Consider the following 25,227-nt stretch of genomic DNA (forward strand, 5'->3'; position numbering starts at 1 on the left):
GACAAGGAGACAGGACACATGTCCGAGATCGAATTCATCGGCTTCATTTCCAACAACAACTCGTCCGAGATCATCGTCCGCCAGGGACCGGTGCTCGATCCCGTTCACATCGAGACGGTGGCGAAGGCGCATGAGAATGCCGGCTTCGACCGCGCGCTGCTGGCGTTCCACTCGACCTCGCCGGACAGCCTGCAAGTTGCCCAGCACGTGCTCGGCGTCACCTCGAAGCTCAACGTGCTGATCGCGCAGCGGCCGGGCTTCACCTCGCCGACCCTGCTGGCGCGCCAGTTCGCGGTGCTCGACCAGTTCTCGAAGGGGCGCGTCGCGCTGCACGTCATCACCGGCGGCAACGCGACCGAGTTGCGCCAGGACGGCAATACGCTCGACGACAAGAGCGAGCGCTACGCCCGGACCAGCGAGTTCCTCGATATCATCCGGGCCGAATGGACCAGCGAGAAGCCGTTCAGCTACGCCGGCAAGTACTACCAGGTCGAGAACGGTTTCGCGCAGGTGAAGCCGTATCGGAAAGAGGGCATCCGGATCTATTTCGGCGGCGCCTCGGATGCGGCGATCGACGTCGCCGGCAAGCATGCCGACACCTATGCGCTGTGGGGCGAATCCTACGCGCAGGTGCGCGAGCAGGTCGCGCGCGTCAGCGCTGCCGCCGCGAAGCACGGCCGTCCGGCGCCGCGCTTCTCGCTGTCGGTGCGGCCGATCCTCGCCGACACCGAGGAGAAGGCCTGGGCGAGGGCGCAGGAGATCCTGGAGCGGGCGACCGCGCTGCAGGACCAGACCGGCTACCGCAAGCCGGCCGATGGCCACGCTACCGACGGCGCCAAGCGCCTGCTCGCGATCGCCGAGCAGGGCAAGCGTGTCGACAAGCGGCTGTGGACCGAGATCGCCAAGCTCACCGGCGCCAACAGCAACACCACGGCACTGGTCGGTACGCCCGAGCAGGTCGCCGAGGTGTTCGGCGACTACTACGATCTCGGCATCAGCCATTTCCTGATCCGCGGCTTCGATCCGCTGATCGATGCCATCGACTACGGCCGCGCGCTGATCCCCGCGACGCGCGAGCTGATCGCGCGGCGGCAGGGTGCAAAGGGAGTCGCGGCGGAATGAAGCGCGTTTTCCTGGCGGCTAGCCTGCTGCTTGCATTGACCGCCTCGGCCTTCGCGCAGGTGACCTTGCGCATCGGCGATCAGAAAGGCAATGCGCGCGCCGTCATGGAGGCGGCGGGCGTGCTCAAGGACGTGCCGTATACCATCGCGTGGAAGGAGTTCGTTGCGGCGGCGCCGCTGCTGGAAGCGCTCAGCGCCGGCGCGATCGACACCGGTCTCGTCGGCGACGCGCCCTTCACCTTCGCTGCCGCCTCAGGCGTGCCGGTCAAGGCGATCGCCGCGATCCGCCAGACCCAGGAGGGGCTGGCGATGCTGGTGCCGGAGACTTCACCGATCAAGAGTTTTGACGATCTCAAGGGCAAGAAGATCGCCACCGGCCGCGGCTCGATCGGCCACCAATTGGTTCTGGCGGCGCTGGAATCGCGCGGCTGGACCACCAGCGACATTCAGCTCGTCTTCCTGCCGCCGTCGGACGCCAAGGTCGCCTACACGCAGGGCTCGGTCGATGCGTGGTCGACATGGGAGCCCTATGTCAGCCAGGAGGAGGTGCTGTTCAAATCGCGCCGCGTCATCACCGGCGAGGGACTGACGCCCGGCCTGAGCTTCCAGGTCGCCACGCCCACTGCGATCAAGGAGCAGCGCGCGGCGCTGGAGGATTTCGTCCAGCGCCTCGCCGCGGCCCGCGCCTGGTCGCTCGGCCATGTCGAGAGCTACGCCGAGACATGGGGAAAGCTGATGAACATCCCGCCCGCCGTGCCGCTCAACTGGCTCCAGCGCGCTAAGGTCCGGATCGCCCCGATCGACGACGACGCCGTCGCCGACGAGCAGAAGACCATCGACCTCTACACCCGCACCGGCCTGATCAAGGAGCGGCTCGATGCCGGGGCGATCCTCGATCGGTCGTTCGCTGAGGCGATCGCGAAGGGCGCGGGGCTTTGAGCTGGCGGCGGGGCAGGTCATTAATCGGAAAGATACGGATCTCGGCGCTGCGGCCGGATTACTCCGACCGCTCCGGCTCCTCACCCTGAGGAGCCCGCCGCAGGCGGGCGTCTCGAAGGGCGAGGCCCCACGGCGGCGGCCTCATGGTTCGAGACGCGCCGCCATGGGTGGTCGTCGCGGGGCGGGAGGCGGAGCACGGCGCTCCTCACCATGAGGTTCTGGCACCCAAGGCGGTCCTGCACACCGACCATGAACACGCCGAAAGGCGTGTTCATGGAGAGGTTCTGGCACCGAGGGCGGTCTTGCACACCGACCATGAACACGCCGAGAGGCGTGTTCATGGAGAGGGTCTGACACCGAAGGCGGTGCTGCACATTAGCTGTGAAGACGTCGCCAGACGTGTTCATGGACAGCGGACAGCGCCGAACTACGCCCCTTGGGCCGCGAGTAGCGTGTTCGAAGAGAGGCGCAAGGACATGCAGCGTGCTCCGTCGGCCTCCTGGTGTCGCCGATCGGCTGACTGATCATCAGCCCGACGAGCAATCCTTGCACACCCCGCATGCACCAACTGCCCGTCGTGCCAGTTTGTCGCGTACTCATCCCTTGCCTCGTCGGGCAAATCACCTCCACATTCTCGCGCATCCCGGCTCGCTGAAGAGGGACGTTTCGCGATCGTCATGAAGCGTCGAGCCGGAGAGGCGACGGGCGCGTTGCTCCGCAGCCGGGTGTCACAGCCCGGCCGACGAACGGAGTGAGGCGACGGCGAAATGGTGTGGTCCTGGTCTCCCGACGCTGAGACCAAGCCGGTGGTGATGATGATCCGCTGGTGACGGGGGCAAGACAGCCGGTCCCCGGGGAGAGCGCCTATAACCCGCAAAACCGTCGCGCAGGGAAGGCCGGATATTGGGCTGAACCTGTGGTTCTGCCGCGTGCTCATTTGCTGCACGCGGACCGCGGGTATCAGTCGATACCCGGTCTTCCCTGCGCCTCTTCTTCCGAAGAGGAGAGGTCGACTGATCGCACAACTCGGGCGGAGATCGCCGCGAGATGGCGGAGCCATGCCTCGTACTGGAAATGTAGAGAACGTGAGGCTCGCGGGTGTCATGCCGAGCACATTGGCTTTGAGCTCTCCGACCGAGCTCATCGAGCACACGATCATTCAGAGCTGCGGCGCCGGCCATGTGTTGGCACTGCGCGGCATACGTCCGACACGAGCGATCAACTGAACACCATCGGAATCTCATCTGACCCGGAACGATCCGCCTGCGTCGCGCATTACGACAGCATATTGTCATAACGACAGGACGTTGCTGATGTCTGCCTCCGGTTCCGATCCGCCCATCGTCCGCGATCTCGTGCTCAAGGTGTTCGAAACCAATGGCAGGCTGGTCGACGCAGGCAATGCGCTGGTGCAGCCGGCGGGGCTGACGACAGCCTGGTGGCAGGTGCTGGGCGCGCTCGGTTACTCGCCGCATCCGCTGCCGGTGGCGCACATCGCGCGCAACATGGGCCTGACCCGCCAGGCGGTGCAGCGTGTCGTCGATCTCCTGATCGCGCGCGGCCTCGTCGCCTTCGAAGCCAATCCGCACCACCAACGCGCCAAGCTCGTCGTGCTCACGCCAGCAGGCCGCAACGCACTCTCGGCGGCCGAGGCCGCTGTGATCCCGCTCGACCGCCGGATTCTCGCGCGGATCGGAGCGAGCCGGATCGCGGTCGCGATCGCGGTCCTGAGCGAGCTGAACGAGGTGCTCGCACACGAACTCCCACAGCCGGGGCCGACTGGTCCAGGCGCGCTATCAGCAAAGGACGAGCCATGACGACGATTGCTAACGACCAATTCGATGCCGACGTCATCATTATCGGCGGCGGACCGATCGGCCTCACCACGGCCTGCGCGCTCGCCCATCATGGCGTCAGCTTCCGCTTGTTCGAGAAGCGGCGCGACCACAAGCCGCATTCGCGCGCCAACAATCTGTGGGCGCGGCCGCAGGAGCTGCTGGCGAGCATCGGTCTGCGCGATGCCCTCGCCGAGAAATCCTACCGGATCACCCAGGTCAACACGATGTTGAATGGACGGCCGGTCGATCCCATCGACATCGCCGATGTGCCTTCTCCCTATGGACCGGTGCTGTACAGTGGTCAGGACGTCATCGAAGCGACGCTGGAGTCGCAAGTCTCGTCGCGCGGCGGCCAGGTCGAGCGCGGCGTTCGCGTCACCGGGTTCGAGCAGGATGCGCACGGCGTCACCGTGACGGTTGCGACGGTGAGCGAACAGGATGACGACAAGACCGAAGGGCCGAGCCGGCGGCTGCGTTGCCGCTATCTGATCGGGGCCGATGGCGGCCAGGGTTTCGTGCGCCGGCAGCTCGGCTTCGACTTCGTGCCGGAGAAGCTGCCCAACTGCATGAACCGCCAGGTCGACGCCAAGCTGAGCTGGCGGCGGTCGACCGACAAGGATCATTTGTGGTTCTTCTACTATCCGCGCGGCTTCTGCGGCGTGCTGCCGGTGTGGGAGGGCTATCACCGGCTGTTCTTCCTCGCCGACGATACCGGCATTCCCGACCGCGATCCCACGCTCGAGGAGATGCAGGCGATCGCGCGCGAGGTGACGCAGGACGAGACCTTGACGCTGACCGATCCGATCTGGTTGACGCATAGCCGCTTCCAGCACGGAGCCGCGGCGTGTCACGCCAAGGGACGCGTCTTCCTCGTCGGTGATTCCGGACATTTGTCGTTGCCGATCGGAGGGCAGGGCATGAATGCCGGCCTGCATGATGCTGTCGGCCTGTCATGGCGGCTCGCGATGGTGCTTGACGGCGCGGCGGAGCCCGTTCTGCTCGACTCCTACGACGCGGAGCGCGGCGGAGAGCATCGCCGTCTCGACGGCCAGCAGAAGCGCGGCTTTGACAACAGCGTCTATCGCGGCCCGTTGAAGGACGCAGCCATGGACCTTGCCGCCCGGGTGCTGCCCAACATCGGCGCGCTGATTCAAGGCAGCGCCGATCTGCAGCAACTGACCGTCGCCTATCCCACGAGCCCGCTGAACGAGGATCACCTCAGCGGATTGGGCGACCTCATCCGGCGCCACATTCCCAAGGCGGGCGAGCGCGCGCCCGATGCGAATGTGATTGCGGCGGACGGCACCTCGACGACGATCTTCGCGCATCTCTACAATCCGGACGGCTGGAGCTGGGGCTGGTCGCTGCTCGCGTTCGACGGACGACAGGCCGATGCCATGCCGGAGCTGCGCAAGGCCTGCGAAGCGGCCAGGCCTTGGGCATGGGTGCGACCGCGGCTGGTTCTCGCCGCTGCCGTTCCCGGGCCCGATGACCCGACGGCGCTGTCCGATCTGGATGGTCTCGCCCACGCCGCCTATGGCATCGGCAGCGAGGCCGCGCTGGTGCTCGTCAGGCCCGACGGTCACATCGCCTTCCGCGGCGCCGCCGACCAGCCGGAGCGTCTGACTGCCTATTGCCGCAAGCTGTTCGGGGATCAGTCAGCGGGACGCAGCTCAGCCGTCGCGCCGGGCGCCGGTGGAGAGTTGTGTCATGAGGCCTGATCTCATCCGGTGCGTTCGAGCCAGAGGCACGAGCGCGCGCGGTCTCTTACCGAGACCGCGCCCGCCGCATTTCGTCTTGCCGCATCGGCATCGCATCGACGCGACCGAACAGCTCCTCGGCGGAGATCGGCGTGTGAGAGGCCAGCGCGGTGTGACCGTCCTTGCCGATCAGAGTGACGGTGAAACGGCGGCCGTCGGTCCCGACCGCTGCGCGAAGCTGGCGGGACAACGCGCTGTCGTCGAGCGCGTCGAGCAGGATGATCTGGCGCTCGGACATGCCGGCCTTGGCGGCTTCGTAGATCTTGCGCTGCTGCTGCGCGGCGGCGTCGTCGGGGCCGGTCACGATCAGGACGCGGTTTTTCGAGCGGTAGGGATCGAGCGCCGAGCCATCACTTGGGTGCGGCATGGCGATGAGGCCTGCGAGGAGGGCAGTCGTGAGCAGATGTCGTCGCATGGTCGGGCCTCATCATGATGGCTCTGGCATGAACGGCTGCGGCGGCGGGCTGGATCTGCGGGCGTGCCGCCCGCAGCCGCTCCAGATGAGGTCGGCAACTCTAGCGGTTGCCCTGGTCCTCGATCGGGACGTCGTCCCAGGGACGATAATACAGCTTGCTGCAGGCCTCGCGCAGGACGCCGCCTTCGATCGTGATGTCGTCGCGATAGGCGTTTTGGACGAATTTGAGCGTGTCGACATGCCGGGCCTCGAAGTACATCTGATGTACGTCCTCGCGACCGGCGCCGAACACGATGCGGCCGACTTTGCTCCAGATCGAGGCCATCGTGCACATGCCGCACGGCTGCAGCGTGGTGTAGAGCGTGGCGCCGCGCAGCTCGCCGTCCTCGAAGCCGCGTCCGGCGGCGCGGATGGCCTCGATCTCGGCATGCGCCGTGGCGTCGTGCTTGGCGGCGACGTGATTGCGCTCGGCTGCGATGATCTCGGAGCCCAGCACAATCACGCAACCGATCGGCGACAGGCTGGGGTCAGCGCCATCCTGCGTGGCGACCTTGATCGCCTCCTGCATGAAATGCTCGTCGGTGTTCAGGTTCGGCACGGTCGGCGCTCAGGCTGCAAGCTGTTTCATCTGGGCGATCTTCGCCTGCAGGCTGTCGCGCTGCCGGGTCAGCGTGGCGGTGGTGGCGGCATCGCCGGCGCACTCCTGCAGCGCGTTGTCATATTGACCGAGGATCTGCTCCTCGCCGCTGACGAAGGACGACAGCGCATGGGTGCCGAGGCCGGTCACCGCGGCGCGGACGCGGACCACGGTCTGGTGCACCGTCGACATGAAGGAGCCGGACTCGTCCGGCGTCTCGCCCATCCGGCGGAGCGCGTCATGCAGCTCCGCGTGATCACGCTCCTTGAGCGCGATCATCTCGGCAAACAACGCCTTGAGCGCCGGCGTCTCGGCATCATCGGCGGCTTCCTGATAGCCGTTGCGCGCATCGACCAGGGACGTGTGCAGTGTCTTCAGGCTGTCTGCAGCCATGATCGCCTCACCATGTTGCTGGGTGGAAATTTCGACGACGACAATCCGGCGTCGCATGCTTTGTTCCGGCCCCGCTGCCTTCGGACGCGGGGGAGGGTGTACGCGCACATCCATGCGGTGTGCACGATGACGCCGCAGTTGCCCGCGGGGGGGCGGCATCGTAGGCTCTCGCTACGCGACAGGCGGCATGCTCGGGACATGCTGGTGGCGCTGAGGGATGGCGCGTGTGATGGACGAGGACGACCCGGGCGGACAGATCGCCCTGATCGAGGCGCGGATCGAGCAGCTTGCCGACACGGCCGAGCGCTGTCGGAAGATCATCCTGGCGTCGAAGATCGTGATTGCTGGCAGCGCCGCCTTGCTGCTCGGCGCGGTGGTGGGACTGCTCGGCTCCAATGCCACCGCGCTGCTCGGCGCGATCGCCGCGGTGCTCGGCGGCATCGTCTCGCTCGGATCGAATGTCAGCACCTTGCGGCAGACCCTGGCGGCGATCGCCGCCGCCGAGACGTTGCGCTCGGAGCTGATCGGCAGGATCGATCTACGGCTGGTCGGCGAGGGGCGAGCCGTATAACGCATGAGCGCCCGAGCGCGCGCTTACGCCGATGGGCCTACGATTAAAAAAACGATAGGGAGACTACATGCTCAAGGGTTTGGATCCACTGCTCAATGCCGACGTGCTCTATGCGCTCCGCGCGATGGGGCATGGCGATCGCCTGGTGATCTGCGACACCAATTTTCCGGCGGATGCGATCGCGCGGCAGACCGTGTTCGGCGAGTTGCTGCGCATCGACAATGTCAGCGCCGCGAGGGCCGTCCAGGCAGTGCTGTCGGTGCTGCCGCTCGACACGTTCGTGTACGATGCCGCCGTGCGCATGGAGGTCGTCGGCCATCCCACCGAGGTCACGCCGGTGCAGCAGGAGGTGCAAGCGGCGATCGATGCGGCCGAGGGCAGGCCGTGGCCGCTGGTCGGCGTCGAGCGCTACGCGTTCTACGAGATGGCCAAATCGGCCTATGGCGTGATCGCCACCGGCGAGCGCCGCTTCTACGGCTGCTTCATCTTCAGCAAGGGCGTGATCCCGCCGGAGGAGGCGTGAGCCCGGTCCGGCTCAATGCTCCACCCGCATGATCTTCTCGAAGCGGAAGAAGTCGCCGTCGTCGGGCATGCCATCGAGCGGCGGCCGGTGCGGCAGCGGGTTGTGGGCGTTGTAGTATTCGACGATCCGGAAGCCGCATTTGTTGACGTAGAAATGGATGTTGCGCTTCTCGAAATAGGGCGTGAACGTCTGCCACACCCGGGTGTCGGGATAGCGCGCCTCGATCGCCCGCCATGCGCGCTGGCCGACGCCGCGGCCGTGCTGCCGGACCGAGATGTAGAACAGGTCGAGCGAGTTGCGCTGCGAGACCGGATCGATGGTCAGGACGACGCCGCCGACGCGCCGTCCGTCCAGCAGCACATGATAGGTCGCAGCGCCCGGCGCCGTGAACGACTGCTCGATATCCTCGCCGGAGGGGATCGCCTGCTCGGGCACTGTGCCGATCTCGTCCCTCAATGCGACGGAGAAGGCCTCCTGCAATTCCTGCTTGAAGGCCGGGAGATCCCGCTTGTCCGCGACCTCGAGGGTGACGCCGTCGTATCCGCTGTCCTGTTGCAAAGCTGTCCTCGCTGCACGGCTGCCCCGGCGATCCATCGCCGCCGGGCGCGGCGATGTGAACGCGGTGAAGCTTACCGCTGTCTGACATGGCGACCGCAGCGCGTCCCAACTCACCCCATCGTGGCCAGCCGCACCGCCACCGCGCAGGCGCGGTCATATTCGTCGAGGTTGATCCATTCGTCGATCGTATGCGGCTCGTTCTGCCCGGTGCCGAAGGTGACGGTGGGGATGCCGTGGCGGACCATCCAGTTGGCGTCGAGGCCGCCATTGCCGGCGCGCAAGGTCGGCGTCGCGCCGATGTCCGAGACGGCGGCGGTGGCGCGCTTCACGATCGACAAGGTCTCCTTCATGCGAAACGGCGGAAACTCGGTCACCGCCTTGAACTTGACGCGACCGGACTTGCCGTCGCTGTTCACGACCTGCTTGGCCGCCTTCTCGAACGCGGCCTTATAGGCGTTGCTGATCTCGCGGACGAACTTTGCATCATGGCTGCGGCATTCTCCGGTGACATGGATGTAGTCGGTGACGACGTTGGTGGCGTCGCCCGCGGGGCGGCCCTCGCCGCCGGTGACCGGGCCGACATTGCTGGTGCCAAGCTTCGCGTCCTTGCCCTTGCCCTTCACCACCTTGCCGAACCAGCCGCCGGCTTTGACCTCGGCGAGCGCGAGCGCCAGCATCATGGTCGCGCTGATGCCGCGCTCCGGCGCGACGCCCGCATGCGAGGCGCGGCCGAAGATCTCGACCTCCCATTTGTCGGCACCCACCGCGGCGATGGTGATGCTGGAGGCGGAGCTGCCGTCGAAATTGAACGCCATCTTCGGCGCGCCGAGCGCATCGAGATCGACATGCCGTGCGCCATGCAGCCCGCTCTCCTCGCGCACGCAGAACAGAAGCGTGATCGGCGGATGGTCGAGCTTTTGCCGGATCAGCTCGGCCGCGAGCGTCACCAGAATGCCGCAGCCGCAGCGATTGTCGCCGCCGAGCGCGGTCTTGGCCTGGTTGACGATTCTGCGGCCGGAGATCTTCGGCTGCGCGCCGGCGCACAGCGGCACCGTGTCCATGTGGGTCATGAACATCAGCCGCGGTCCGTCTCGCATCGTGCCGCGTCCCGGCAGCTCGACGATCAGATTGCCGGTCTCGGTCGGCAGCGCGATGCGGGTATTGGCATCATCGAACCGCATCGCCTTGGCCGGGACGCCCGCCTGCTTCAGCGCCGCCATGATCTCGCGGCCGATCGCCTTCTCCTGTCCGGTCACGCCCGGCACGGCGAGCAAGCGCATCAGACGATCGGTGGCGGCGGCAGTGTCGACGGACATGAAGCGATTCCCGTGGTTGAACGATGGTCGGAGCATCCAGCCCGGCGCCTCCCGACGCAAGGGCATCGTGCGCAGGGGCTGCCAGCTTCATCCGCGACGACGGCTCCGTTCGCGATGTCGTCGCTCACGCCGAATGGGTGCTCCCGCCGACGTAAGCCGCATCGGCAGGCGCATTGTTTCGACAACCTGAAGACCGCATTTGGCTCTGGCGCCATTATCAACGGGCCAGTGAGCCGCCACATCAGCGCCCAGAGCACGAAGCTCACGAGGGTCCCGTCGAGACGGCACCACATGCGATGCCGTCCTGAGGAGCGAGCGGTGGACAGACAGCAAGCGCCGGGCGAAGCCCGGGTCATTCCGCATGAGAAGCGCTCCCCAGGGGACATGCGAGCCGCGCCGCGGGCGTCCACAGGACGTGCGCTGTGGCCGCTCACGGGGCTCGGCTTGGTCGTTGCAGGCCTCATCGCGCTGTCGTGGATGGTCGAGTACGTGACCGTCACCCAGTATCTCGTCCAAACCGACGATGCCTATATCGGGGGGAGCGAAGTCCCTGTCAGATCGGCGGTGCCCGGTCTGGTCAGGGAGCTGCTGGTGACCGATAATCAGGACATCGTCGCCGGACAGCTTCTCGCGCGCATCGAGCACCGCGACGGAGACGCCGCGACTGTCGCGCTGAACGACGTGATAGCTCCCGTCGCCGGCGTGGTGACGGTCGGCGGTCTCCATGTCGGCGATGTCGTCACGGCAGACCAGTCAATGATGGCGGTCGTCGCGCCGGGCGAGCCCCATATCATCGCTGCGCTCGCTGTCTCCGACATCACCTATGTCGCGATCGGGCAGGCGGTCACGATCGAGGTGCCAGGCTTGCCGTCTGTCCGGCTCTATGGACATGTTGCAGATGCCGAATGGATCAGTGCGGCCTCGGGCTCGCTGAGCGCGGAAGACCGGATCGCGCTGAAGATCCGTCTGGCGAATGCGGCCCTTCCCGTCGGATTGAGGACCGGAATGGCCGTTAGCGCGACCATTCTGACCGGCCTGACCGGAACGGAGCGGATGGTCTCGCAGATCTTGCGGGAGAAGGCGCAGAAGAGCTGCCGCTGCGCGCAGGATATCCAGCCCGCCGCGGCGCGGCGGCGCATCTGACCTGCGGCGATGTCTGTCGGCTTGCGCGTGGCTACTTGGATGGCTGTGCGAGCAAGCGGCCCGCCCCATCCCTTCAGCAGTCTTGCAAGCGGCTGCCCTCCGCGCGCAACCAGCGGCGCTGCAGGAAGCCGCTCGCGGCGAGCACTGCGACATGGCCGAGCGGCAGCTCGACGAGATGGTCGCCTATGATGCGGCGCCGGGCGCGATCGAGCAGCGCCTGGCCGCGGGCGCGCGGCACCATCCGGTCGAAGCGGCCGACGACGAGGCGGCTGTCAGGCGCGACGCGGTCGATCCAGTGGATCGGGTTGTATCGGTGAAGCGCTGCGGCGAAATCGTCACGCCGAAGCCCGCGCCGCTCGGCCTCGCGGCGGATGGCGCGCGCGGCTGGGCTCGACCAGATCATCAGCTCGCCGCGATCCGCCGAGGCGAAGCTCCACACGGGGCGGCCGAGCCGGCCGGCCATCAAGGTGGCCGGCACGCTGCCGAGGCTGAACCCGACCAGCCGCGACGGCGGACCGTGGCGCGCGGTGAGCCGGGTCACGTCCTGTTCGATGGCTGCGATGCACCCCGCGCACAGCTCGGGATCGGGGCTGACCATCGCATCCGGCAGTCGGTAGCAGGCCTGCCAGTCGTAGCCCCGAACGAGACCGAGCCAGCGAGCGGTGGCGAAGCCCATGCCCCAGGGCAGGAAGTAGATCGCGCCGCGCGGATCGCGGCCGTCGATGCGTCGGGGCCGGAGTTCGTCGGGTGAAAGGGGAGAGGGCAGCATTCGTTGCAGCTCGAACCGGGGATCAAGCAGGGCGAACCGGCAGCCCGGACGGCCGTTCCTAACCCGCAGCCCGGACCCCGTCCGCCGGCCATGACCCTGATTCCGCGATCAATTCCGAGCTGTGGGAGGCCGCCTCGCCAGACCGAAAGCCGCTTTTCGCCTCCGAAACAGCCGTGTTAGAAGGCCGCCAACAGTCACGATATCGGGAACGGGCGGGAAGCGCATGAAGGACATCCTGGACACCCTCGAGGAGCGGCGCAAAGGCGCCAAGCTCGGCGGCGGCGAGAAGCGTATCGAGGCGCAGCATGCCCGCGGCAAGCTGACGGCCCGCGAGCGCATCGAGCTGCTGCTCGACAAGGGCTCGTTCGAGGAGTTCGACATGTTCGTCGAGCACCGCTCGACCGAGTTCGGGATGGAAAAGAACAAGATCCCCGGCGACGGCGTCGTTACCGGCTGGGGCACCGTCAACGGCCGCAAGACCTTCGTCTTCGCCAAGGATTTCACGGTGTTCGGCGGCTCGCTGTCCGAGACCCACGCGCTCAAGATCACCAAGCTGCAGGACATGGCGATGAAGGCGCGTGCGCCGATCATCGGTCTCTATGACGCCGGCGGCGCCCGCATCCAGGAGGGCGTCGCGGCGCTGGCGGGCTATTCCTACGTGTTCCGCCGCAACGTGCTGGCCTCCGGCGTGATCCCGCAGATCTCCGTCATCATGGGCCCGTGCGCCGGCGGCGACGTTTATTCGCCGGCCATGACCGACTTCATCTTCATGGTGAAGAACACCAGCTACATGTTCGTCACCGGCCCGGATGTCGTAAAGACGGTCACCAACGAGGTCGTCACGGCCGAGGAGCTCGGCGGCGCCTCGGTGCACGCGACGCGCTCCTCGATCGCCGACGGCGCCTTCGACAATGACGTCGAGACGCTGCTGCAGATGCGCCGGCTGATCGACTTCCTGCCCTCGAACAATTCGGACGGCGTGCCGGAATGGCCGAGCTTCGACGACATCGAGCGTGTCGACATGTCGTTGGACACGCTCATTCCCGACAATCCGAACAAGCCCTACGACATGAAGGAGCTGATCCTGAAGGTCGTGGACGAAGGCGACTTCTTCGAGATCGCCGACCTCTTTGCCAAGAACATCGTCACCGGCTTCGGCCGCATCGCCGGCCGCACCGTCGGCTTCGTCGCCAACCAGCCGATGGTGCTGGCGGGCGTGCTCGACAGCGATGCCTCGCGGAAAGCTGCGCGCTTCGTCCGCTTCTGCGACGCCTTCAACATTCCGATCGTCACCTTCGTCGACGTGCCGGGCTTCTTGCCAGGCACCGCACAGGAATATGGCGGCCTGATCAAGCACGGCGCGAAGCTGTTGTTCGCGTACTCGCAGTGCACGGTGCCGCTCGTTACCGTGATCACCCGCAAGGCCTATGGCGGCGCCTTCGACGTCATGGCCTCCAAGGAGATCGGCGCCGACATGAACTACGCCTGGCCGACGGCGCAGATCGCGGTGATGGGCGCCAAGGGCGCCGTCGAGATCATCTTCCGGGCCGACATGGCGGACCCGGAGAAGATCGCCGCCCGCACCAAGGAGTACGAGGACCGCTTCCTGTCGCCGTTCATCGCCGCCGAGCGCGGCTATATCGATGACGTGATCATGCCGCACTCCACCCGCCGCCGCATCGCGCGGGCACTCGCGATGCTCCGCGACAAGAAGATGGAAATGCCGGCGAAGAAGCACGACAACCTGCCGCTCTAAGGCATCCATGAGATGTCGTCAGCGGGGGGCAAGGAAGTCATTGCGAGCCTAAGGCGTGGCCCTGGATTGCTTCCGCCTTCGCTCTGCGAGCTACGGCGGACAAGTCGCTGCGCTCGCAATGACGGAGAATGTGGCGCTTGCTGAGAATACCCTGTCGAATGACGGCGTCAGGAGACGCGAAAGCCCACCGCGCCCTCCGTCATTGCGAGGAGCGCAGCGACGAAGCAATCCAGGGGCATCACGCGCGGCTCTGGATTGCTGCCTGCGGCTCGCGGCCATTGCGGCAATCTGGCGCCTCATGTGGCCCTGGCGTTAAGCCTATGTCTTAACTAACCTTTAACGATGGGTTTGCGGGAACTGGGCCGCTGGCCTAGCTTTGATGGTCAAGGCAGGCGAGTGGGTAGAGTAGAGGTTGCGTATCATGGCTGATAGAACATCGGCGTTTCCTTATCGAGCTTGGGTTGCCTGCGCCGGGGCTGCCGCGCTGATGCTCTCGGCCGGGACGGCATCCGCCGGGTCAGGCGCCGCGGTGGCCGCGCCGGTTGCTGCCGCGCCCGCGGCATCCGGCCCGGTGGTTTCGCCCGCGTCGGGCATGCGGCCCTTCGGTCCTCATCATCACCGTGGCTATCGCTCCTATCTACCGGCGGCCGGCGCTTTTGCGTATGGTGGTACCGGGGAGCCGGTGATTCAGCAGATCCCCGAGCACACATCGGCCGACGTGCGTTACAGCTATACCTACGACGTGCCGTGGGACTGGGCTCATCGTTACCCGCCGAACGTCGTACCATCCGACCGGCCCTACGTGTCGAACTGCCCGATGCAGACCGTGACCGTGCCGGGACGCCGCGGCGGCGATCACAGCGTGACGATCACGCGCTGCTACTAAGGCCGTAATCTTACGGGATAGGATCGAGGATCAGCACGGCTTGCGCCATGTCAACGCGACAGCTGCTGCAATCGATTAGCTGAGGGAGATACCGACCGGCTTCGCTCGCGCGAGGTCGCGAGGGGACGAGGCCCGGACTCCTAGGCACTCCGGGCCTCGTATTAAATTTGCTAGTCTCCTTGCGAGCGGCCATGAGTCGGCAGGGAGGCTTTGATGATCGGAACGGCGACGGATTCGTGCCGCGTGATCCTGCGTATTGCTCTTGCGGCGGTGATATCAGCGGCTTTGGCTGGCGTAGCCTCCGCGGATGAGACCGTCACGGTGGGCGGCTCGCGCGTGGCGCTGATCAAGCCAGCTTCGGTGCGGGCAAGTGTGATCCTGCTCCCCGGTGGCGACGGCGCCATCAATGTCGGCGAGCGCGGCGATATTCACGGCCTGCTCGGCAACCAGCTTGTGCGCACCCGCAACGCCTATGCCGCGCGCGGCCTCGCGGTGATGGTCGCCGACACCGGCACCGACCTGAAGGCCGCGGTCGACTACATGGCCGCCATCAAGCGCCCCGTGACGGTGATCGGCACCAGCCGCGGCACGATCAGGGCCGCAGAGGGCATTGCGCGCGGCGCTCGCCCGGACGCGCTGGTCCTGACCTCCGGCTTTCTCAGCCCGGAGTCCGGCAGCTCATCGAACGTCATGTCGATCCTCGGCTCGCCCGCCGCGCTGCCGCGCACCTTGGTCATCCACCACACCGCTGACGCCTGCAAGTTCACCCTGCCGGCCGGCGTCGATCCTTTCATCAAATGGTCCGGCGGCCGCGCCCGCGTAAAATGGCTGTCCGGCGGCGCGGAGGAGGGCGATCCCTGCCAGGCCCGCGGCCATCATGGCTTCAACGGCCTCGATGGACAGGTGGTGTCGCTCGCGGCGGGATTTCGCTGAACGGCTGATTGCGGCTAGGCTTCGGCGACAAGACCAACAACAACCGGAGGAACCGATGCCATCCGCCATCTTCGTCGTGCGCGCCACCGTGTCCGATCCCGCCAAGCGCGCGGCGTTCGATTGCTGGTACCGCGACGTGCATCTGCCCGATGCGATCAAGAGCTTTGGCGTGCGCAAGGCGTGGCGCGTGTGGAGCCTGATCGATCCCGCCGTGCATCAGGCGATGTATCAGTTCGACGACGTCGTTGCGATGGAGCGCGCAGTGGGCGGCGACGAGATGAAGCGGCTGATCGCCGACTTCAATCGCGACTGGCCCGACGTGACGCGCACGCGGGAGAGCTTCACGCTGGCGCAGATCGTCGAGGAATGAACGAAACCGTGCGCGATCGCGGCGAAAGCTCGACGACCGCGTCATCGCGCTTTGTTATGACGAGCGTAGCAGTTCAGCTCACGTTCAGGTGATCGTTGCGACACTCCATGCTCCGCTCATTGATCATGGAGGCGTCCGATGGAACGACGAGACTTCCTCAAGCTGGCGTTTGGCCTGGGATGTGTGGCCGCCGGCGGCATGGCGCTCCGCACGACAGAGTCGGTTGCCGCGCCGCTTGCGCCGGTGCCGCTGAACGAGGCGATTCCCTCGCGATCAAATGACAGGGCTGAGCGCGCGGTCGGCTCGCAGGATGAGGCGGACCGGCTGACGCCGGAGCAGGTGCATTGGGGGCATCGCGGCCACGGACGTCATTGGGGCTGGCGCCGTCGGCACTGGGGCTGGCGTCATCACCACCGGCAGTGGCGCCGGCGCTGGCATCGTCGCCATTATTGGTGACGTCGGACGGCTGCGCAGCCTCCAGACAAACGTGAAACAGCCGCAGGCCGGCCGCCTCCGTAGAGAAGCACTGCTCAGCAGTTGATGGGCCTAGCAGAACGGCAGGGATACGGCTTCGCCGCGCTCCCTGCCGCCTGGGTCCGCTCGAGCTATTTGCCGAGAAACTCCAGCAGCAGCGCGTCGTACTTCGCGGGCGCTTCCAGAAACACCAGGTGGCCCGCATTGGCGATCACCTCGGCGCGGGCCTCGCGCATCTGACTTGCGAGGGCCTTCGCAAGCTCCGCGTTCTGCCCCATCTTCGCCCGCAGCGCCTCCGGCGCGTTCGGCCGGCCCGGCGCGTTGTGGTCGTCGGCGCCCATGATGAACAGCGTCGGCTGCGCGAGCTGCGGGATCTCGTGCACGACAGGCTCGCGATAGATCATCTGGTAGGAGCTGACGAAGCTCTTCAGCCAGCGCGGATAGTCGGCGCTGTCCTTGAGATTGAACCTGGTGTCGATGAACGGTGTGACCTGCTCGGGCGGCAGCTTCAGCGCGTAGTTGGTTTGCAACTGCTTGCGATAGCCGTCCGCGGTGAGACGATCCTCATTCTCCATGATCGTCTCGGACGGGATCGGCGGCACGTAGAGCCTGTAGTCCTCGAGTCCGATCGGCGCAGTCAGCACGAGGTGCGCGACGCGATCCGGGTAGGCGCGGGCGATGCGCACGGCGAGCATGCCGCCCATCGAATGCGCGACGATATCGGCCTTGGCAATGCCGAGGTGATCGAGCAGCGTCATCGTGTTGCGCGCCAGCGTATCGAAATGCAGCTCGCCCGACGGCTTGGAGGATTTGCCGAAGCCGACCTGGTCGGGCACGATGACGCGGAAGCCGGCCTCGGTCAGCGTCTTGATCACGGGCGCCCAATAGCTCGACGGAAAATTGCGGCCGTGAAGCAGTAGCGCGGTGCGTCCGTTCGGCTGCGCCGGCGCCACGTCCATATAGGCCATGCGGAGCCGCTCGCCGTCGTTGACCAGCGGCAGCAGGTTGACCGGATACGGATACGGAAAACCCTCGAGATTGATCCCGTAGGGCTCACGTGGCGCCTCGGCGGCCGGAACCATGGTGGGAGCGAAAACGGAGAGGGCGGTGCAGAGTGCGATGGCGAAACGGGGCATTGAAACTCCAGGGGCCGACGGCAGGGATCGTCGTCAGCCATCTGGCCGTGACCCGCCTTCGGCCTGAAGACAAGACCTTGACCGCGTGCCGCGATAAACAGCACGTGATTGTCAGCTGCCGGACGTGCCGAACAGTGCAGCAAAATGTCTTTCGCCAGCGCGGCTGAAATTCACCACGCGACTGCCCGGGGTGGGATCGCGCGCGGCCCATTTCAGCTCGGCGAAGCGCTTCATCAGGGCAGCGCCCAAGGTGCCGGCGAGATGATGCCGCCGCGCGCTCCAGTCCAGGCAGGCCTTGCAGACCGGACGGCGCGGATGCGCCAGCATCTCCGGCGAGATCCGCAAATGCTGGGCGAGAAATCGTTCGCCCTCCTCGGTGAGGATGATCTCCTGCTTGCGCTGGCGCACCAGCTTCTGCCTGATCATGCTGTCCAGCATCTGCACGCCGAGATCGCCGGCGAGGTGATCGTAGCAGATGCGCGCGCGCCGCAGCTCCGGCTCCTTCGGTCCGGTGCGCACGCGCATGTGGCCGGCGCGCGCGGCGAGCCCCGCAAGCTTCTCCAGCACGTCCGCGACGTCAGGATCGGCCAGCCTGTAGTAGCGGTGGCGGCCCTGCTTCTCCGGCTCGACCAGGCCGCCGCCTTCGAGCTTGGCAAGATGCGAGCTCGCCGTCTGCGGCGTCACGCCGGCTTCCTGGGCGAGCTCGGTCGCGGTCAGCGCACGGCCCGAGAGCAAGGCAGTCAGCATGTTCGCGCGGGCGGGATCGCCGACCAGCGCTGCAACCATCGCGATATCAGGGCCCGATTTCATACTTCGATGCTAGACGAAGCATTGTCGTCCCGCAAGCGGATAGTGTCCATGGTGCGAAACATACTCGAGGTTGTCATGACCATCACCGTCTTCATCCGCTATCGCATCGATCCGTTCAAGCGTGACGTGTTCGAGCACTACGCACGGCGCTGGCTGTCGATCATCCCGCGGTGCGGCGGCGACCTGATCGGCTATTTTCTTCCGCACGAGGGCACCAACGACATCGCCTACGGCCTGATTTCATTCGACAGCCTCGCGGCTTACGAGCGTTATCGCGCGACCCTCCGAGGCGATGCCGAGGGCCGCGCGAACTTCGCGCTCGCGGAGGAGCACAAGCTCATTCTGGGCGAAGAGCGAACATTTTTGCGCAATGTCGTGGCGGCGCCATGAGTGCGGGACTATCCTGGTGCAACGAAGAGATGCATGGGAGGATGACATGACGGTGACCACCACGGCGGAGAAGCGCGCGGCCTTTCGCAGGCTGCACGAGTCCGGCTGCTTCGTTCTGCCGAATCCGTTCGACGTCGGCACGGCGAAGATGCTTGAGCATCTCGGCTTCAAAGCGGTCGCTTCGACCAGCGCCGGCTTTGCGTAGTCGATCGGCAAGGCCGACACCGGCACGATGCTGGACGAGATGCTCGCGCATCTGGCGGCGTTGTCGGCGGCCGTCGACATTCCGGTCAACGCCGATTTCGAGGGCGGCTTTGCCGACGCGCCGGAGGGCGTCGCTGCCAATGTCGCACGCGCGGTCGCGACCGGCGTGGCGGGCCTGTCGATTGAGGATTCCACCGGCGACAAGGATCACCCGCTCTATGAGCGCGAGCTGGCCGTGGAGCGCATCCGTGCCGCGCGTCAGGCGATTGATGCCAATGGTGGGGACGTGCTACTGACCGGCCGCTGCGAGGCGTTTCTCTGGGGCAAGCCTGATCTTGGGCTCGTGACCGACCGCCTCACCGCCTATGCGGAGGCCGGCGCGGATTGTCTCTATGCGCCGGGCATCAAAACCGTCGAGGAGATCTCCGCCGTGGTGAAGGCGGTCGCGCCGAAGCCGGTGAACCTGCTGATCGGCGCGTCCGGCCTGTCGCTGGAGCAGGCCGGCGCGCTCGGCGTGCGCCGGATCAGCGTCGGCGGCTCACTGGCCCGCATGGCCTGGGCCGGCTTCATGCGTGCGGCGAAGGAGATGGCGGAGCAGGGCACCTTCACCGAGTTGGCGAATGGCTATCCGGGCGGCGAGCTGAACAAGCTGTTCGGCTGAGTTCAGGTGTACGCATGCAGAAAAGCCGCGGAGCTTGCCGCGGCTTTTCCAATGCATTCGTCACAACCGATTAGTAGCGGTCCGTCCCGATGCCGACGCTCACCCCCGGAGCGCGGATGCCGATGCCGCCGCGGTCTTCATAGGTGCGGCGCTCGATGTAACGATCGCGCGGGGCGTAGGCGTAGGAATCGCGGTCGCGATCCTCGATGATGACGCGACGTTCGCGGTGCTCGCGCCAGCAACGGCCGTCCTCGTTGCAGACCATGCGGACGTTCTGGACGTCGCGCTGCGGGACCGCGGACACGTCCGGCGAGAGCGGCGCGGCCGAGGCTGCGGTCGCCAAGAGCGTGCCTGCTGCGGCTGCGAGAGCAAGAATCTTCATCATGTGTCTCCTCCAATCAGTGGGTCAAAGTGCCGCACAGCCAATCGGCCAGCACGTGATTAGTTCCACCAAATGTTGTTGTTGGTCTCGAGTGACGTGGTCGTGCCCAGACTTTCTCAAAAAAACGGCAGCGGATGATTGCTCACCCGCCGCCAGTTGAGACGGCTCGTCGCCGTCTGCGAGATGTCGTTAATGCGCGCGATTACTTCGCGGTGTTGCTCTGACCGCTCGGGGCTGCCGGCGACGGAGTGGTGCGGTCGCCCGCGGCGCCCGTGGTCACGCCAGGCGAGCCGTTCGGCGTGGTGCCATTTTTCGTCGAGGCTGACTGCGTAGCCGGCGTAGTGCTGGCCTGGTTGTTGTTCACCGACATGTTGTTGAGGCCGTAGAACACGGCGCCGAGCAGGATCGCGATGCCGAGCGCGTAGGCGGCCATCCGGCCGGTCGAGGCACGGCCCTCGGTCAGCTCGGGGTCGGGCTGCAGCCGGCTGTCCATGCGGGCCGCGCGCTCATACTCCGTACCCGTCATGCCGGCGCCGGTCATATCCGCGCCCATGCCTGGACGCGTGCTCATGTCCGGGCGGTTCATGCCATCAGGATAACGTTCGTTCGGAAGCCGTTCGTTGGCCATTGCATCCTCCTTGCGATTGTCAACTGACAACCAGCGCAGCCGCCGGTCCGTTCCGCGAAACCTTACGAATTCGCAAGCTCACGCGCGCTTGGGCGCGCTAAGGTTCCTCTTGCGCAACTTGCGATTCTGGAGCCTTCGATGTGGAACCTGCCGCCGACCGACAGCGTGTTGCATGTGTTGTCCTGGCTGGCGCTGGCGGCACAGGCGATGACGGCTGCGCTCGCGGCGGGGCGTCGCAGCATGGACTGGATGGGCGTCTGCCTGCTCGGCGCCATCACCGCGCTCGGCGGCGGCACCTTGCGCGACGTGCTGCTCGGGCATTATCCGCTGGCCTGGGTCGAGCGTCCGTCCTTCCTGGTGCTGACCTTGCTGGCGCCGTTCGTCACCATCGCGATGGCGCGGCTCGTGCACCGACTGACGACGGCCTTCCTCGTGCTCGATGCGATCGGCCTGGTCGTCTTCACCATTGCCGGCTGCGACATCGCCTGGCAGATGAACGTGCCGTTCGGCATCGTCATCGTCGCCGGCATGATCACGGGCTGCGCCGGCGGCGTGCTGCGCGACATCCTCTGCAACGACGTGCCGCTGCTGTTTCGCGCCGAGCTCTACGCCAGCGTGTCGTTGCTGACGGGTCTGCTCTATGCGGCCGGCCTGTCGCTCGGGCTTGGCAGCGGCGTCCTGACGGCGCTGGCCTTCGCGTTCGGACTGTCGTTTCGGCTGCTCGCCATCCGCTACAAATGGAATATGCCGCAGTTTGTCTTCACCGGAGAGGACAAGGGCTGACCGCTTCTCTGTGTCGCAATGCACAATCAGTCAACCGGGGGGCGGCAACGATTCGGTAACTGTGCGGCCGACCGCGGCAAGCCATGGCGCTTATCATCCCATTTCGCGGCGGCGGCTGTTTCCGACATAAACCGTAAAAGCCGCCGCCATCGGCCGCCACGAAATTGCGATTTCGGTTGGCTGCCCTGCGTCCGCGAGATTTGTGATGCGCATTCTCGAAAAGCAGACTTAAATCATTGGCAGAACGCGCGCTTCCGCTCCTAGGCGGTGAGCTGCGCACCCCGATAAAGCACGGCAAGAGGGCGGAATGGGCATCAACGAGAGCGAGATCAATCTCGACCAGAAATACACCGCAAGCTCCGGCCACATCTTCCTGACCGGCATCCAGGCGCTGGTGCGGCTGCCGATGGCCCAGATCCGGCGCGACCGCGCCGCTGGCCTCAACACCGCCGGCTTCATCTCCGGCTATCGCGGCTCGCCGCTCGGCGGCTACGACCAGCAACTGTTCTCCGCGCGCAAACATCTCGAGCAGTACAACATCAAGTTCCAGCCCGGCGTGAACGAGGATCTCGCCGCCACTGCCGTCTGGGGCTCGCAGCAGCTGCATCTGTCGCCCGGCGGCAAGTATGACGGCGTCGTCGGCATCTGGTACGGCAAGGGCCCCGGCGTCGACCGCTGCGGCGACGTCTTCCGCCATGGCAATGCGGCAGGCTCCGCCAAGAACGGCGGCGTGCTGTGCCTCGCCGGCGACGACCATGGCGCCAAATCCTCCACCGTGCCGCACCAGTCCGACCACGCCTTCATGTCGGCGCTGATGCCCTATCTCTACCCGTCCTCGATCCACGAGATGATCGAGATGGGCCTGCTCGGGATCGCGATGTCGCGCTATTCCGGCTGCTGGGTCGGCATGAAGGTCATCACGGAAACCGTGGAGACCACGGCCGAGATCAACCTCAATGACGAGATGACGCCGTTCGTCACGCCTGCCGATTTCGAACTGCCGCCGGGCGGCCTCAATCTGCGCTGGCCGGACGACCGCTTCGAGCAGGACCGCCGGCTGCAGGACTACAAGGGCTTTGCCGCGATCGCCTTTGCCCGCGTCAACAAGGTCAACCGCATCACGATGGATTCCCCGAACGCCCGCTACGGCATCATGGCGTCCGGCAAGAGCTACGAGGATATCCGCCAGGCGTTGCGCGAGCTCGGGATCACCGAGGAGGTCGCGGCCAAGATCGGCTTGCGCCTCTATAAGATCGGCATGCCCTGGCCGCTGGAGCCGGAAGGCGTGCGGCAGTTCGCGGTCGGGCTCGAGGAGATCTTCATCGTCGAGGAGCGCCGCGAGATTGTCGAGAACCAGGTCAAGCAGGAGCTGTTCAACTGGCGCGACGACGTCCGCCCGCGCATCGTCGGGAAGATGGACGATCACGACAAGCGCTTCCTGCCGTTCGCGACCGAGCTCTCGGTCGCCTCGCTCGCGACCTCGCTCACGGAACGACTCCTTCGCCTCGACCTCAACCCCGAGATCAAGGCGATGCTGCGCGCCAAGGCCGACTGGTTCAACGGCCGCGACGCCTCGCAGATGCAGCTGGTGTCGCCGGTGGCGCGCACGCCGTATTTCTGCTCGGGCTGTCCGCACAACACCTCGACCAAGGTGCCCGAGGGCAGCCGCGCGCTGGCCGGCATCGGCTGCCACTTCATGTCGCTGTGGATGAACCGCAACACCGAGACGTTCACGCATATGGGCGGCGAGGGCGTGCCGTGGGTCGGCATCGCGCCGTTCACGGGCGAGGAGCACATCTTCGCCAATCTCGGCGACGGCACCTATTTCCATTCCGGCAGCCTCGCGATCCGCCAGGCGGTCGCCTCCAAGGCGAACATCACCTACAAGATCCTCTACAACGACGCCGTCGCCATGACCGGCGGCCAGCGCCATGACGGCGATCTGTCGCCGCAGCAGATCACCTTCCAGCTCCACGCCGAAGGCATTCGCGAGATCTACCTGGTCTCGGAGAACCCGGACGCGTATCCGAGCGACAGCATCGCACCCGGCGTGAAGCTCGCGCATCGCGACGAGCTCGAGAACGTCATGAAGACCTTGCGCCAGACCAAGGGCGCCTCGGCCATCGTCTTCGTGCAGACCTGTGCCGCCGAGAAGCGCCGCCGCCGCAAGCGCGGCACGATGGAGGACCCGCAGCGTCGCGTGTTCATCAATCCGGCGGTCTGCGAGGGCTGCGGCGACTGCTCGGTGCAGTCGAACTGCATCTCGGTCGAGCCGCTGGAGACCGAGCTCGGTCGCAAGCGTGTCATCAACCAGTCCTCGTGCAACAAGGACTATTCCTGCGTGAAGGGTTTTTGCCCGTCCTTCGTCACCATCGACGGCGGCAAGCCGCGCTCGCGCGCACCCGCCGAGCTCGGCGACATCGGCGAGATGCCGGAGCCGCTGACAAAGCCAACGCTCGACCGGCCCTACAATGTCGCGGTCGGCGGCGTCGGCGGCACCGGCGTGCTGACGATCGGCGCGCTGCTCGGCATGGCCGCGCATATCGAGGGCAAGGCCTCGATGATCCTCGACATGTCCGGCCTGGCGCAGAAGGGCGGCGCCGTGCTCAGCCACGTCCGTCTCTCGCAGAACACGGCGGATGTGACCTGCTCGCGCATCGTCACCGGCACGGCCGATCTCGTCATCGCCGCCGACGAGGTGGTGGCGGGCGCCAAGGAGACGATCACGCTCTGCGACTCCGAGCGCACCCATGGCGTGATCAACAGCCACCTGATCCCGACCGCCGACTTCGTCCTCAACCGCGACTTCAACTTCCAGAACCGCAAGGTCACGAGCCTGCTGGAGACCGCGCTGCGCAAGGACGCGACCTTCTTCGACTTCAGCAAGCCGGCCGAGGCGCTGCTCGGCGACTCCATCGCCACCAACATGATGATGATGGGCTATGCCTATCAGAAGGGCCTGCTGCCGCTGTCGGCCGAGGCGATCGAGAAGGCCATCGCGATCAACGGCGTCGCCGTCAAGATGAACACCGAGGCCTTCCGCCTCGGCCGCCTGATGGTCGTCAATCCCGAGCGTGTCGCGGGCATGATGACCGGCCAGGACGAGACGGTGCCGCCGAAATCGCTTGACGCCATGACGCTCGATGAGATCATCGCCCATCGCATGGCGCACCTCACCGCGTACCAGAACGCCCGGCTCGCCAAGCGCTACCGCAAGCTGGTCGATCAGGTCCGCGACGCGGCAGAGAAGGGCGGCTATGGCGAGGCGCTGCCGCGTGCGGTCGCGATCAACTACGCCAAGCTGCTCGCCTACAAGGACGAGTACGAGGTGGCGCGGCTGTTCTCCGACGGCACGTTCGAGAAGCAGCTTCACGACGCGTTCGAGGGCGACTACAAGGTCTCCTTCAACCTGGCGCCGCCGATCTTCAACTCAGGCCTCGACCCGCAGGGCCGCCCGAAGAAGAAGAGCTACGGCCCCGGCATGATGAAGATGTTCCGGCTGCTGGCGAAGCTCAAGGGCCTGCGCGGCACGCCGCTCGACATCTTCGGCTATTCCGCCGAGCGCAGAACCGAGCGCGACCTGATCGCCGGCTACGAGAAGGACGTCGCCACGGTGCTCGGCCTGCTGTCGCCGGCGAATGCCGAGATCGCGGTGGAATTCCTGTCGCTGCCGGACAAGATCCGCGGCTACGGCCCGGTCAAGGACAAGGCGGTGCAGGACGCGAAGGTGCGCTACGTCCAGTTGGCAGCCGACCTCGCCAACCCGCCGCCCGCGCCACGCCAGATGGCGGCGGAGTAGGGACGCCGTTCGGGGCGCGGCCGCGGGCAAAG

General features: G+C 66.1%; 25 protein-coding genes and 1 pseudogene. 16 read left to right on the forward strand and 10 right to left on the reverse strand.

The genetic code is table 11. The features are described from left to right. Positions 1–18 precede the first annotated feature (18 nt). From ACVILH_RS21985 to ACVILH_RS22000, 4 genes are all read left to right on the forward strand, one after another. Positions 19–1,122 carry an LLM class flavin-dependent oxidoreductase gene (locus ACVILH_RS21985; protein ID WP_456714746.1) on the forward strand — a complete coding sequence of 368 codons (1,104 nt, stop codon included), beginning with the start codon at positions 19–21 and terminating at the stop codon, positions 1,120–1,122. Continuing rightward, positions 1,119–2,060 (forward strand): ABC transporter substrate-binding protein, encoded by a 942-nt coding sequence (locus ACVILH_RS21990; RefSeq protein WP_456714747.1) that lies wholly within the window; start codon positions 1,119–1,121, stop codon positions 2,058–2,060. The genes ACVILH_RS21985 and ACVILH_RS21990 overlap by 4 nt, the downstream gene beginning before the upstream one ends. 1,313 nt (positions 2,061–3,373) lie before the next feature. Beyond that, entirely contained in the window at positions 3,374–3,877 is a 504-nt protein-coding gene (locus tag ACVILH_RS21995) for a MarR family winged helix-turn-helix transcriptional regulator (RefSeq protein WP_456714748.1), read from the forward strand. Further along, positions 3,874–5,619, forward strand: coding sequence for an FAD-dependent monooxygenase (locus tag ACVILH_RS22000; RefSeq protein WP_456714749.1), 1,746 nt, complete (start codon positions 3,874–3,876; stop codon positions 5,617–5,619). Before ACVILH_RS21995 ends, ACVILH_RS22000 begins: the two co-directional genes overlap by 4 nt. 46 nt (positions 5,620–5,665) lie before the next feature. Here the strand turns inward: ACVILH_RS22000 and ACVILH_RS22005 are convergent, their stop codons facing one another. The 3 genes from ACVILH_RS22005 to ACVILH_RS22015 form a co-directional block, all read right to left on the reverse strand. Next, a complete protein-coding gene (locus ACVILH_RS22005) occupies positions 5,666–6,073 on the reverse strand; it encodes a DUF4174 domain-containing protein (RefSeq protein WP_456714750.1) in 408 nt (135 codons plus the stop codon). Between the two features lie 100 nt (positions 6,074–6,173). Next, positions 6,174–6,671, reverse strand: coding sequence for a nucleoside deaminase (locus ACVILH_RS22010; protein ID WP_456714751.1), 498 nt, complete (start codon positions 6,669–6,671; stop codon positions 6,174–6,176). A 9-nt stretch (positions 6,672–6,680) separates the two neighbouring features. After that, complete coding sequence (locus ACVILH_RS22015; protein WP_456714752.1) at positions 6,681–7,103, reverse strand: ferritin-like domain-containing protein; 423 nt, start codon at positions 7,101–7,103, stop codon at positions 6,681–6,683. Between the two features lie 229 nt (positions 7,104–7,332). Between ACVILH_RS22015 and ACVILH_RS22020 the strand changes: the two genes are divergently transcribed. Beyond that, complete coding sequence (locus tag ACVILH_RS22020) at positions 7,333–7,674, forward strand: hypothetical protein (RefSeq protein WP_456714753.1); 342 nt, start codon at positions 7,333–7,335, stop codon at positions 7,672–7,674. Between the two features lie 67 nt (positions 7,675–7,741). Continuing rightward, positions 7,742–8,197 (forward strand): RbsD/FucU family protein, encoded by a 456-nt coding sequence (locus ACVILH_RS22025; RefSeq protein ID WP_456714754.1) that lies wholly within the window; start codon positions 7,742–7,744, stop codon positions 8,195–8,197. 12 nt (positions 8,198–8,209) lie between these two features. Here ACVILH_RS22025 and ACVILH_RS22030 read toward each other — a convergent pair whose 3' ends face one another. Then, positions 8,210–8,755 (reverse strand): GNAT family N-acetyltransferase, encoded by a 546-nt coding sequence (locus ACVILH_RS22030; protein WP_456714755.1) that lies wholly within the window; start codon positions 8,753–8,755, stop codon positions 8,210–8,212. Between the two features lie 110 nt (positions 8,756–8,865). After that, positions 8,866–10,071 (reverse strand): M20/M25/M40 family metallo-hydrolase, encoded by a 1,206-nt coding sequence (locus ACVILH_RS22035; protein WP_456714756.1) that lies wholly within the window; start codon positions 10,069–10,071, stop codon positions 8,866–8,868. Between the two features lie 114 nt (positions 10,072–10,185). Here ACVILH_RS22035 and ACVILH_RS22040 point away from each other — a divergent pair, with 114 nt between their 5' ends. Next, complete coding sequence (locus tag ACVILH_RS22040) at positions 10,186–11,214, forward strand: HlyD family efflux transporter periplasmic adaptor subunit (RefSeq protein WP_456714757.1); 1,029 nt, start codon at positions 10,186–10,188, stop codon at positions 11,212–11,214. A gap of 73 nt (positions 11,215–11,287) precedes the next feature. On the opposite strand, the gene ACVILH_RS22045 is transcribed toward ACVILH_RS22040, so the two are convergent. After that, positions 11,288–11,983 carry a hypothetical protein gene (locus ACVILH_RS22045; protein WP_456714758.1) on the reverse strand — a complete coding sequence of 232 codons (696 nt, stop codon included), beginning with the start codon at positions 11,981–11,983 and terminating at the stop codon, positions 11,288–11,290. A gap of 223 nt (positions 11,984–12,206) precedes the next feature. Here ACVILH_RS22045 and ACVILH_RS22050 point away from each other — a divergent pair, with 223 nt between their 5' ends. The 5 genes from ACVILH_RS22050 to ACVILH_RS22070 all read left to right on the forward strand — a co-directional run bounded on the left by ACVILH_RS22050 (position 12,207) and on the right by ACVILH_RS22070 (position 16,384). Further along, positions 12,207–13,739 (forward strand): acyl-CoA carboxylase subunit beta, encoded by a 1,533-nt coding sequence (locus tag ACVILH_RS22050; RefSeq protein ID WP_006613293.1) that lies wholly within the window; start codon positions 12,207–12,209, stop codon positions 13,737–13,739. Positions 13,740–14,160: 421 nt separating this feature from the next. Continuing rightward, the gene (locus ACVILH_RS22055) at positions 14,161–14,625 is read left to right on the forward strand and encodes a hypothetical protein (RefSeq protein WP_456714759.1); all 465 of its coding nucleotides are present in this window, start codon (positions 14,161–14,163) and stop codon (positions 14,623–14,625) included. A 213-nt stretch (positions 14,626–14,838) separates the two neighbouring features. Then, positions 14,839–15,558 (forward strand): alpha/beta hydrolase, encoded by a 720-nt coding sequence (locus tag ACVILH_RS22060; protein ID WP_456714760.1) that lies wholly within the window; start codon positions 14,839–14,841, stop codon positions 15,556–15,558. 55 nt (positions 15,559–15,613) lie between these two features. Continuing rightward, the gene (locus tag ACVILH_RS22065) at positions 15,614–15,928 is read left to right on the forward strand and encodes a hypothetical protein (RefSeq protein WP_456714761.1); all 315 of its coding nucleotides are present in this window, start codon (positions 15,614–15,616) and stop codon (positions 15,926–15,928) included. A gap of 138 nt (positions 15,929–16,066) precedes the next feature. Further along, a complete protein-coding gene (locus ACVILH_RS22070) occupies positions 16,067–16,384 on the forward strand; it encodes a twin-arginine translocation signal domain-containing protein (RefSeq protein ID WP_456714762.1) in 318 nt (105 codons plus the stop codon). Positions 16,385–16,533: 149 nt separating this feature from the next. Here the strand turns inward: ACVILH_RS22070 and ACVILH_RS22075 are convergent, their stop codons facing one another. Beyond that, on the reverse strand, positions 16,534–17,538 hold the full coding sequence (locus ACVILH_RS22075; protein ID WP_456714763.1) for an alpha/beta fold hydrolase: 1,005 nt from the start codon (positions 17,536–17,538) through the stop codon (positions 16,534–16,536). 111 nt (positions 17,539–17,649) lie between these two features. Further along, entirely contained in the window at positions 17,650–18,348 is a 699-nt protein-coding gene (locus tag ACVILH_RS22080; protein WP_456714764.1) for a metalloregulator ArsR/SmtB family transcription factor, read from the reverse strand. 75 nt (positions 18,349–18,423) lie between these two features. On the opposite strand from ACVILH_RS22080, the gene ACVILH_RS22085 reads away from it, so the two are divergent. Together ACVILH_RS22085 and ACVILH_RS22090 are read left to right on the forward strand one after the other, a co-directional pair. Then, on the forward strand, positions 18,424–18,738 hold the full coding sequence (locus tag ACVILH_RS22085) for an NIPSNAP family protein (RefSeq protein ID WP_456714765.1): 315 nt from the start codon (positions 18,424–18,426) through the stop codon (positions 18,736–18,738). A 46-nt stretch (positions 18,739–18,784) separates the two neighbouring features. Further along, positions 18,785–19,603: pseudogene (locus tag ACVILH_RS22090) on the forward strand (isocitrate lyase/PEP mutase family protein). A 70-nt stretch (positions 19,604–19,673) separates the two neighbouring features. On the opposite strand, the gene ACVILH_RS22095 reads toward ACVILH_RS22090, so the two are convergent. After that, a complete protein-coding gene (locus ACVILH_RS22095; RefSeq protein ID WP_456717046.1) occupies positions 19,674–19,985 on the reverse strand; it encodes a hypothetical protein in 312 nt (103 codons plus the stop codon). A gap of 202 nt (positions 19,986–20,187) precedes the next feature. Continuing rightward, positions 20,188–20,613 (reverse strand): hypothetical protein, encoded by a 426-nt coding sequence (locus ACVILH_RS22100; protein WP_456714766.1) that lies wholly within the window; start codon positions 20,611–20,613, stop codon positions 20,188–20,190. A gap of 138 nt (positions 20,614–20,751) precedes the next feature. Here ACVILH_RS22100 and ACVILH_RS22105 point away from each other — a divergent pair, with 138 nt between their 5' ends. Together ACVILH_RS22105 and ACVILH_RS22110 are read left to right on the forward strand one after the other, a co-directional pair. Further along, positions 20,752–21,396, forward strand: a complete 645-nt coding sequence (locus tag ACVILH_RS22105) for a trimeric intracellular cation channel family protein (RefSeq protein ID WP_456714767.1) — start codon at positions 20,752–20,754, stop codon at positions 21,394–21,396. 307 nt (positions 21,397–21,703) lie between these two features. Further along, positions 21,704–25,195, forward strand: coding sequence for an indolepyruvate ferredoxin oxidoreductase family protein (locus ACVILH_RS22110; RefSeq protein ID WP_456714768.1), 3,492 nt, complete (start codon positions 21,704–21,706; stop codon positions 25,193–25,195). Positions 25,196–25,227: the final 32 nt, after the last annotated feature.

This window comes from Bradyrhizobium sp. USDA 4353 (assembly GCF_054063215.1).

Bases quoted from the DNA above. Each gene is read 5' to 3' on its own strand.
- ACVILH_RS21985 (WP_456714746.1), top strand. From the start codon at position 19: ATGTCCGAGATCGAATTCATCGGCTTCATTTCCAACAACAACTCGTCC.
- ACVILH_RS21990 (WP_456714747.1), top strand. From the start codon at position 1,119: ATGAAGCGCGTTTTCCTGGCGGCTAGCCTGCTGCTTGCATTGACCGCC.
- ACVILH_RS21995 (WP_456714748.1), top strand. From the start codon at position 3,374: ATGTCTGCCTCCGGTTCCGATCCGCCCATCGTCCGCGATCTCGTGCTC.
- ACVILH_RS22000 (WP_456714749.1), top strand. From the start codon at position 3,874: ATGACGACGATTGCTAACGACCAATTCGATGCCGACGTCATCATTATC.
- ACVILH_RS22005 (WP_456714750.1), bottom strand. From the start codon at position 6,073: ATGCGACGACATCTGCTCACGACTGCCCTCCTCGCAGGCCTCATCGCC.
- ACVILH_RS22015 (WP_456714752.1), bottom strand. From the start codon at position 7,103: ATGGCTGCAGACAGCCTGAAGACACTGCACACGTCCCTGGTCGATGCG.
- ACVILH_RS22020 (WP_456714753.1), top strand. From the start codon at position 7,333: ATGGACGAGGACGACCCGGGCGGACAGATCGCCCTGATCGAGGCGCGG.
- ACVILH_RS22025 (WP_456714754.1), top strand. From the start codon at position 7,742: ATGCTCAAGGGTTTGGATCCACTGCTCAATGCCGACGTGCTCTATGCG.
- ACVILH_RS22035 (WP_456714756.1), bottom strand. From the start codon at position 10,071: ATGTCCGTCGACACTGCCGCCGCCACCGATCGTCTGATGCGCTTGCTC.
- ACVILH_RS22040 (WP_456714757.1), top strand. From the start codon at position 10,186: ATGTCGTCGCTCACGCCGAATGGGTGCTCCCGCCGACGTAAGCCGCAT.
- ACVILH_RS22045 (WP_456714758.1), bottom strand. From the start codon at position 11,983: ATGCTGCCCTCTCCCCTTTCACCCGACGAACTCCGGCCCCGACGCATC.
- ACVILH_RS22050 (WP_006613293.1), top strand. From the start codon at position 12,207: ATGAAGGACATCCTGGACACCCTCGAGGAGCGGCGCAAAGGCGCCAAG.
- ACVILH_RS22055 (WP_456714759.1), top strand. From the start codon at position 14,161: ATGGCTGATAGAACATCGGCGTTTCCTTATCGAGCTTGGGTTGCCTGC.
- ACVILH_RS22060 (WP_456714760.1), top strand. From the start codon at position 14,839: ATGATCGGAACGGCGACGGATTCGTGCCGCGTGATCCTGCGTATTGCT.
- ACVILH_RS22065 (WP_456714761.1), top strand. From the start codon at position 15,614: ATGCCATCCGCCATCTTCGTCGTGCGCGCCACCGTGTCCGATCCCGCC.
- ACVILH_RS22070 (WP_456714762.1), top strand. From the start codon at position 16,067: ATGGAACGACGAGACTTCCTCAAGCTGGCGTTTGGCCTGGGATGTGTG.
- ACVILH_RS22075 (WP_456714763.1), bottom strand. From the start codon at position 17,538: ATGCCCCGTTTCGCCATCGCACTCTGCACCGCCCTCTCCGTTTTCGCT.
- ACVILH_RS22080 (WP_456714764.1), bottom strand. From the start codon at position 18,348: ATGAAATCGGGCCCTGATATCGCGATGGTTGCAGCGCTGGTCGGCGAT.
- ACVILH_RS22085 (WP_456714765.1), top strand. From the start codon at position 18,424: ATGACCATCACCGTCTTCATCCGCTATCGCATCGATCCGTTCAAGCGT.
- ACVILH_RS22095 (WP_456717046.1), bottom strand. From the start codon at position 19,985: ATGAAGATTCTTGCTCTCGCAGCCGCAGCAGGCACGCTCTTGGCGACC.
- ACVILH_RS22100 (WP_456714766.1), bottom strand. From the start codon at position 20,613: ATGGCCAACGAACGGCTTCCGAACGAACGTTATCCTGATGGCATGAAC.
- ACVILH_RS22105 (WP_456714767.1), top strand. From the start codon at position 20,752: ATGTGGAACCTGCCGCCGACCGACAGCGTGTTGCATGTGTTGTCCTGG.
- ACVILH_RS22110 (WP_456714768.1), top strand. From the start codon at position 21,704: ATGGGCATCAACGAGAGCGAGATCAATCTCGACCAGAAATACACCGCA.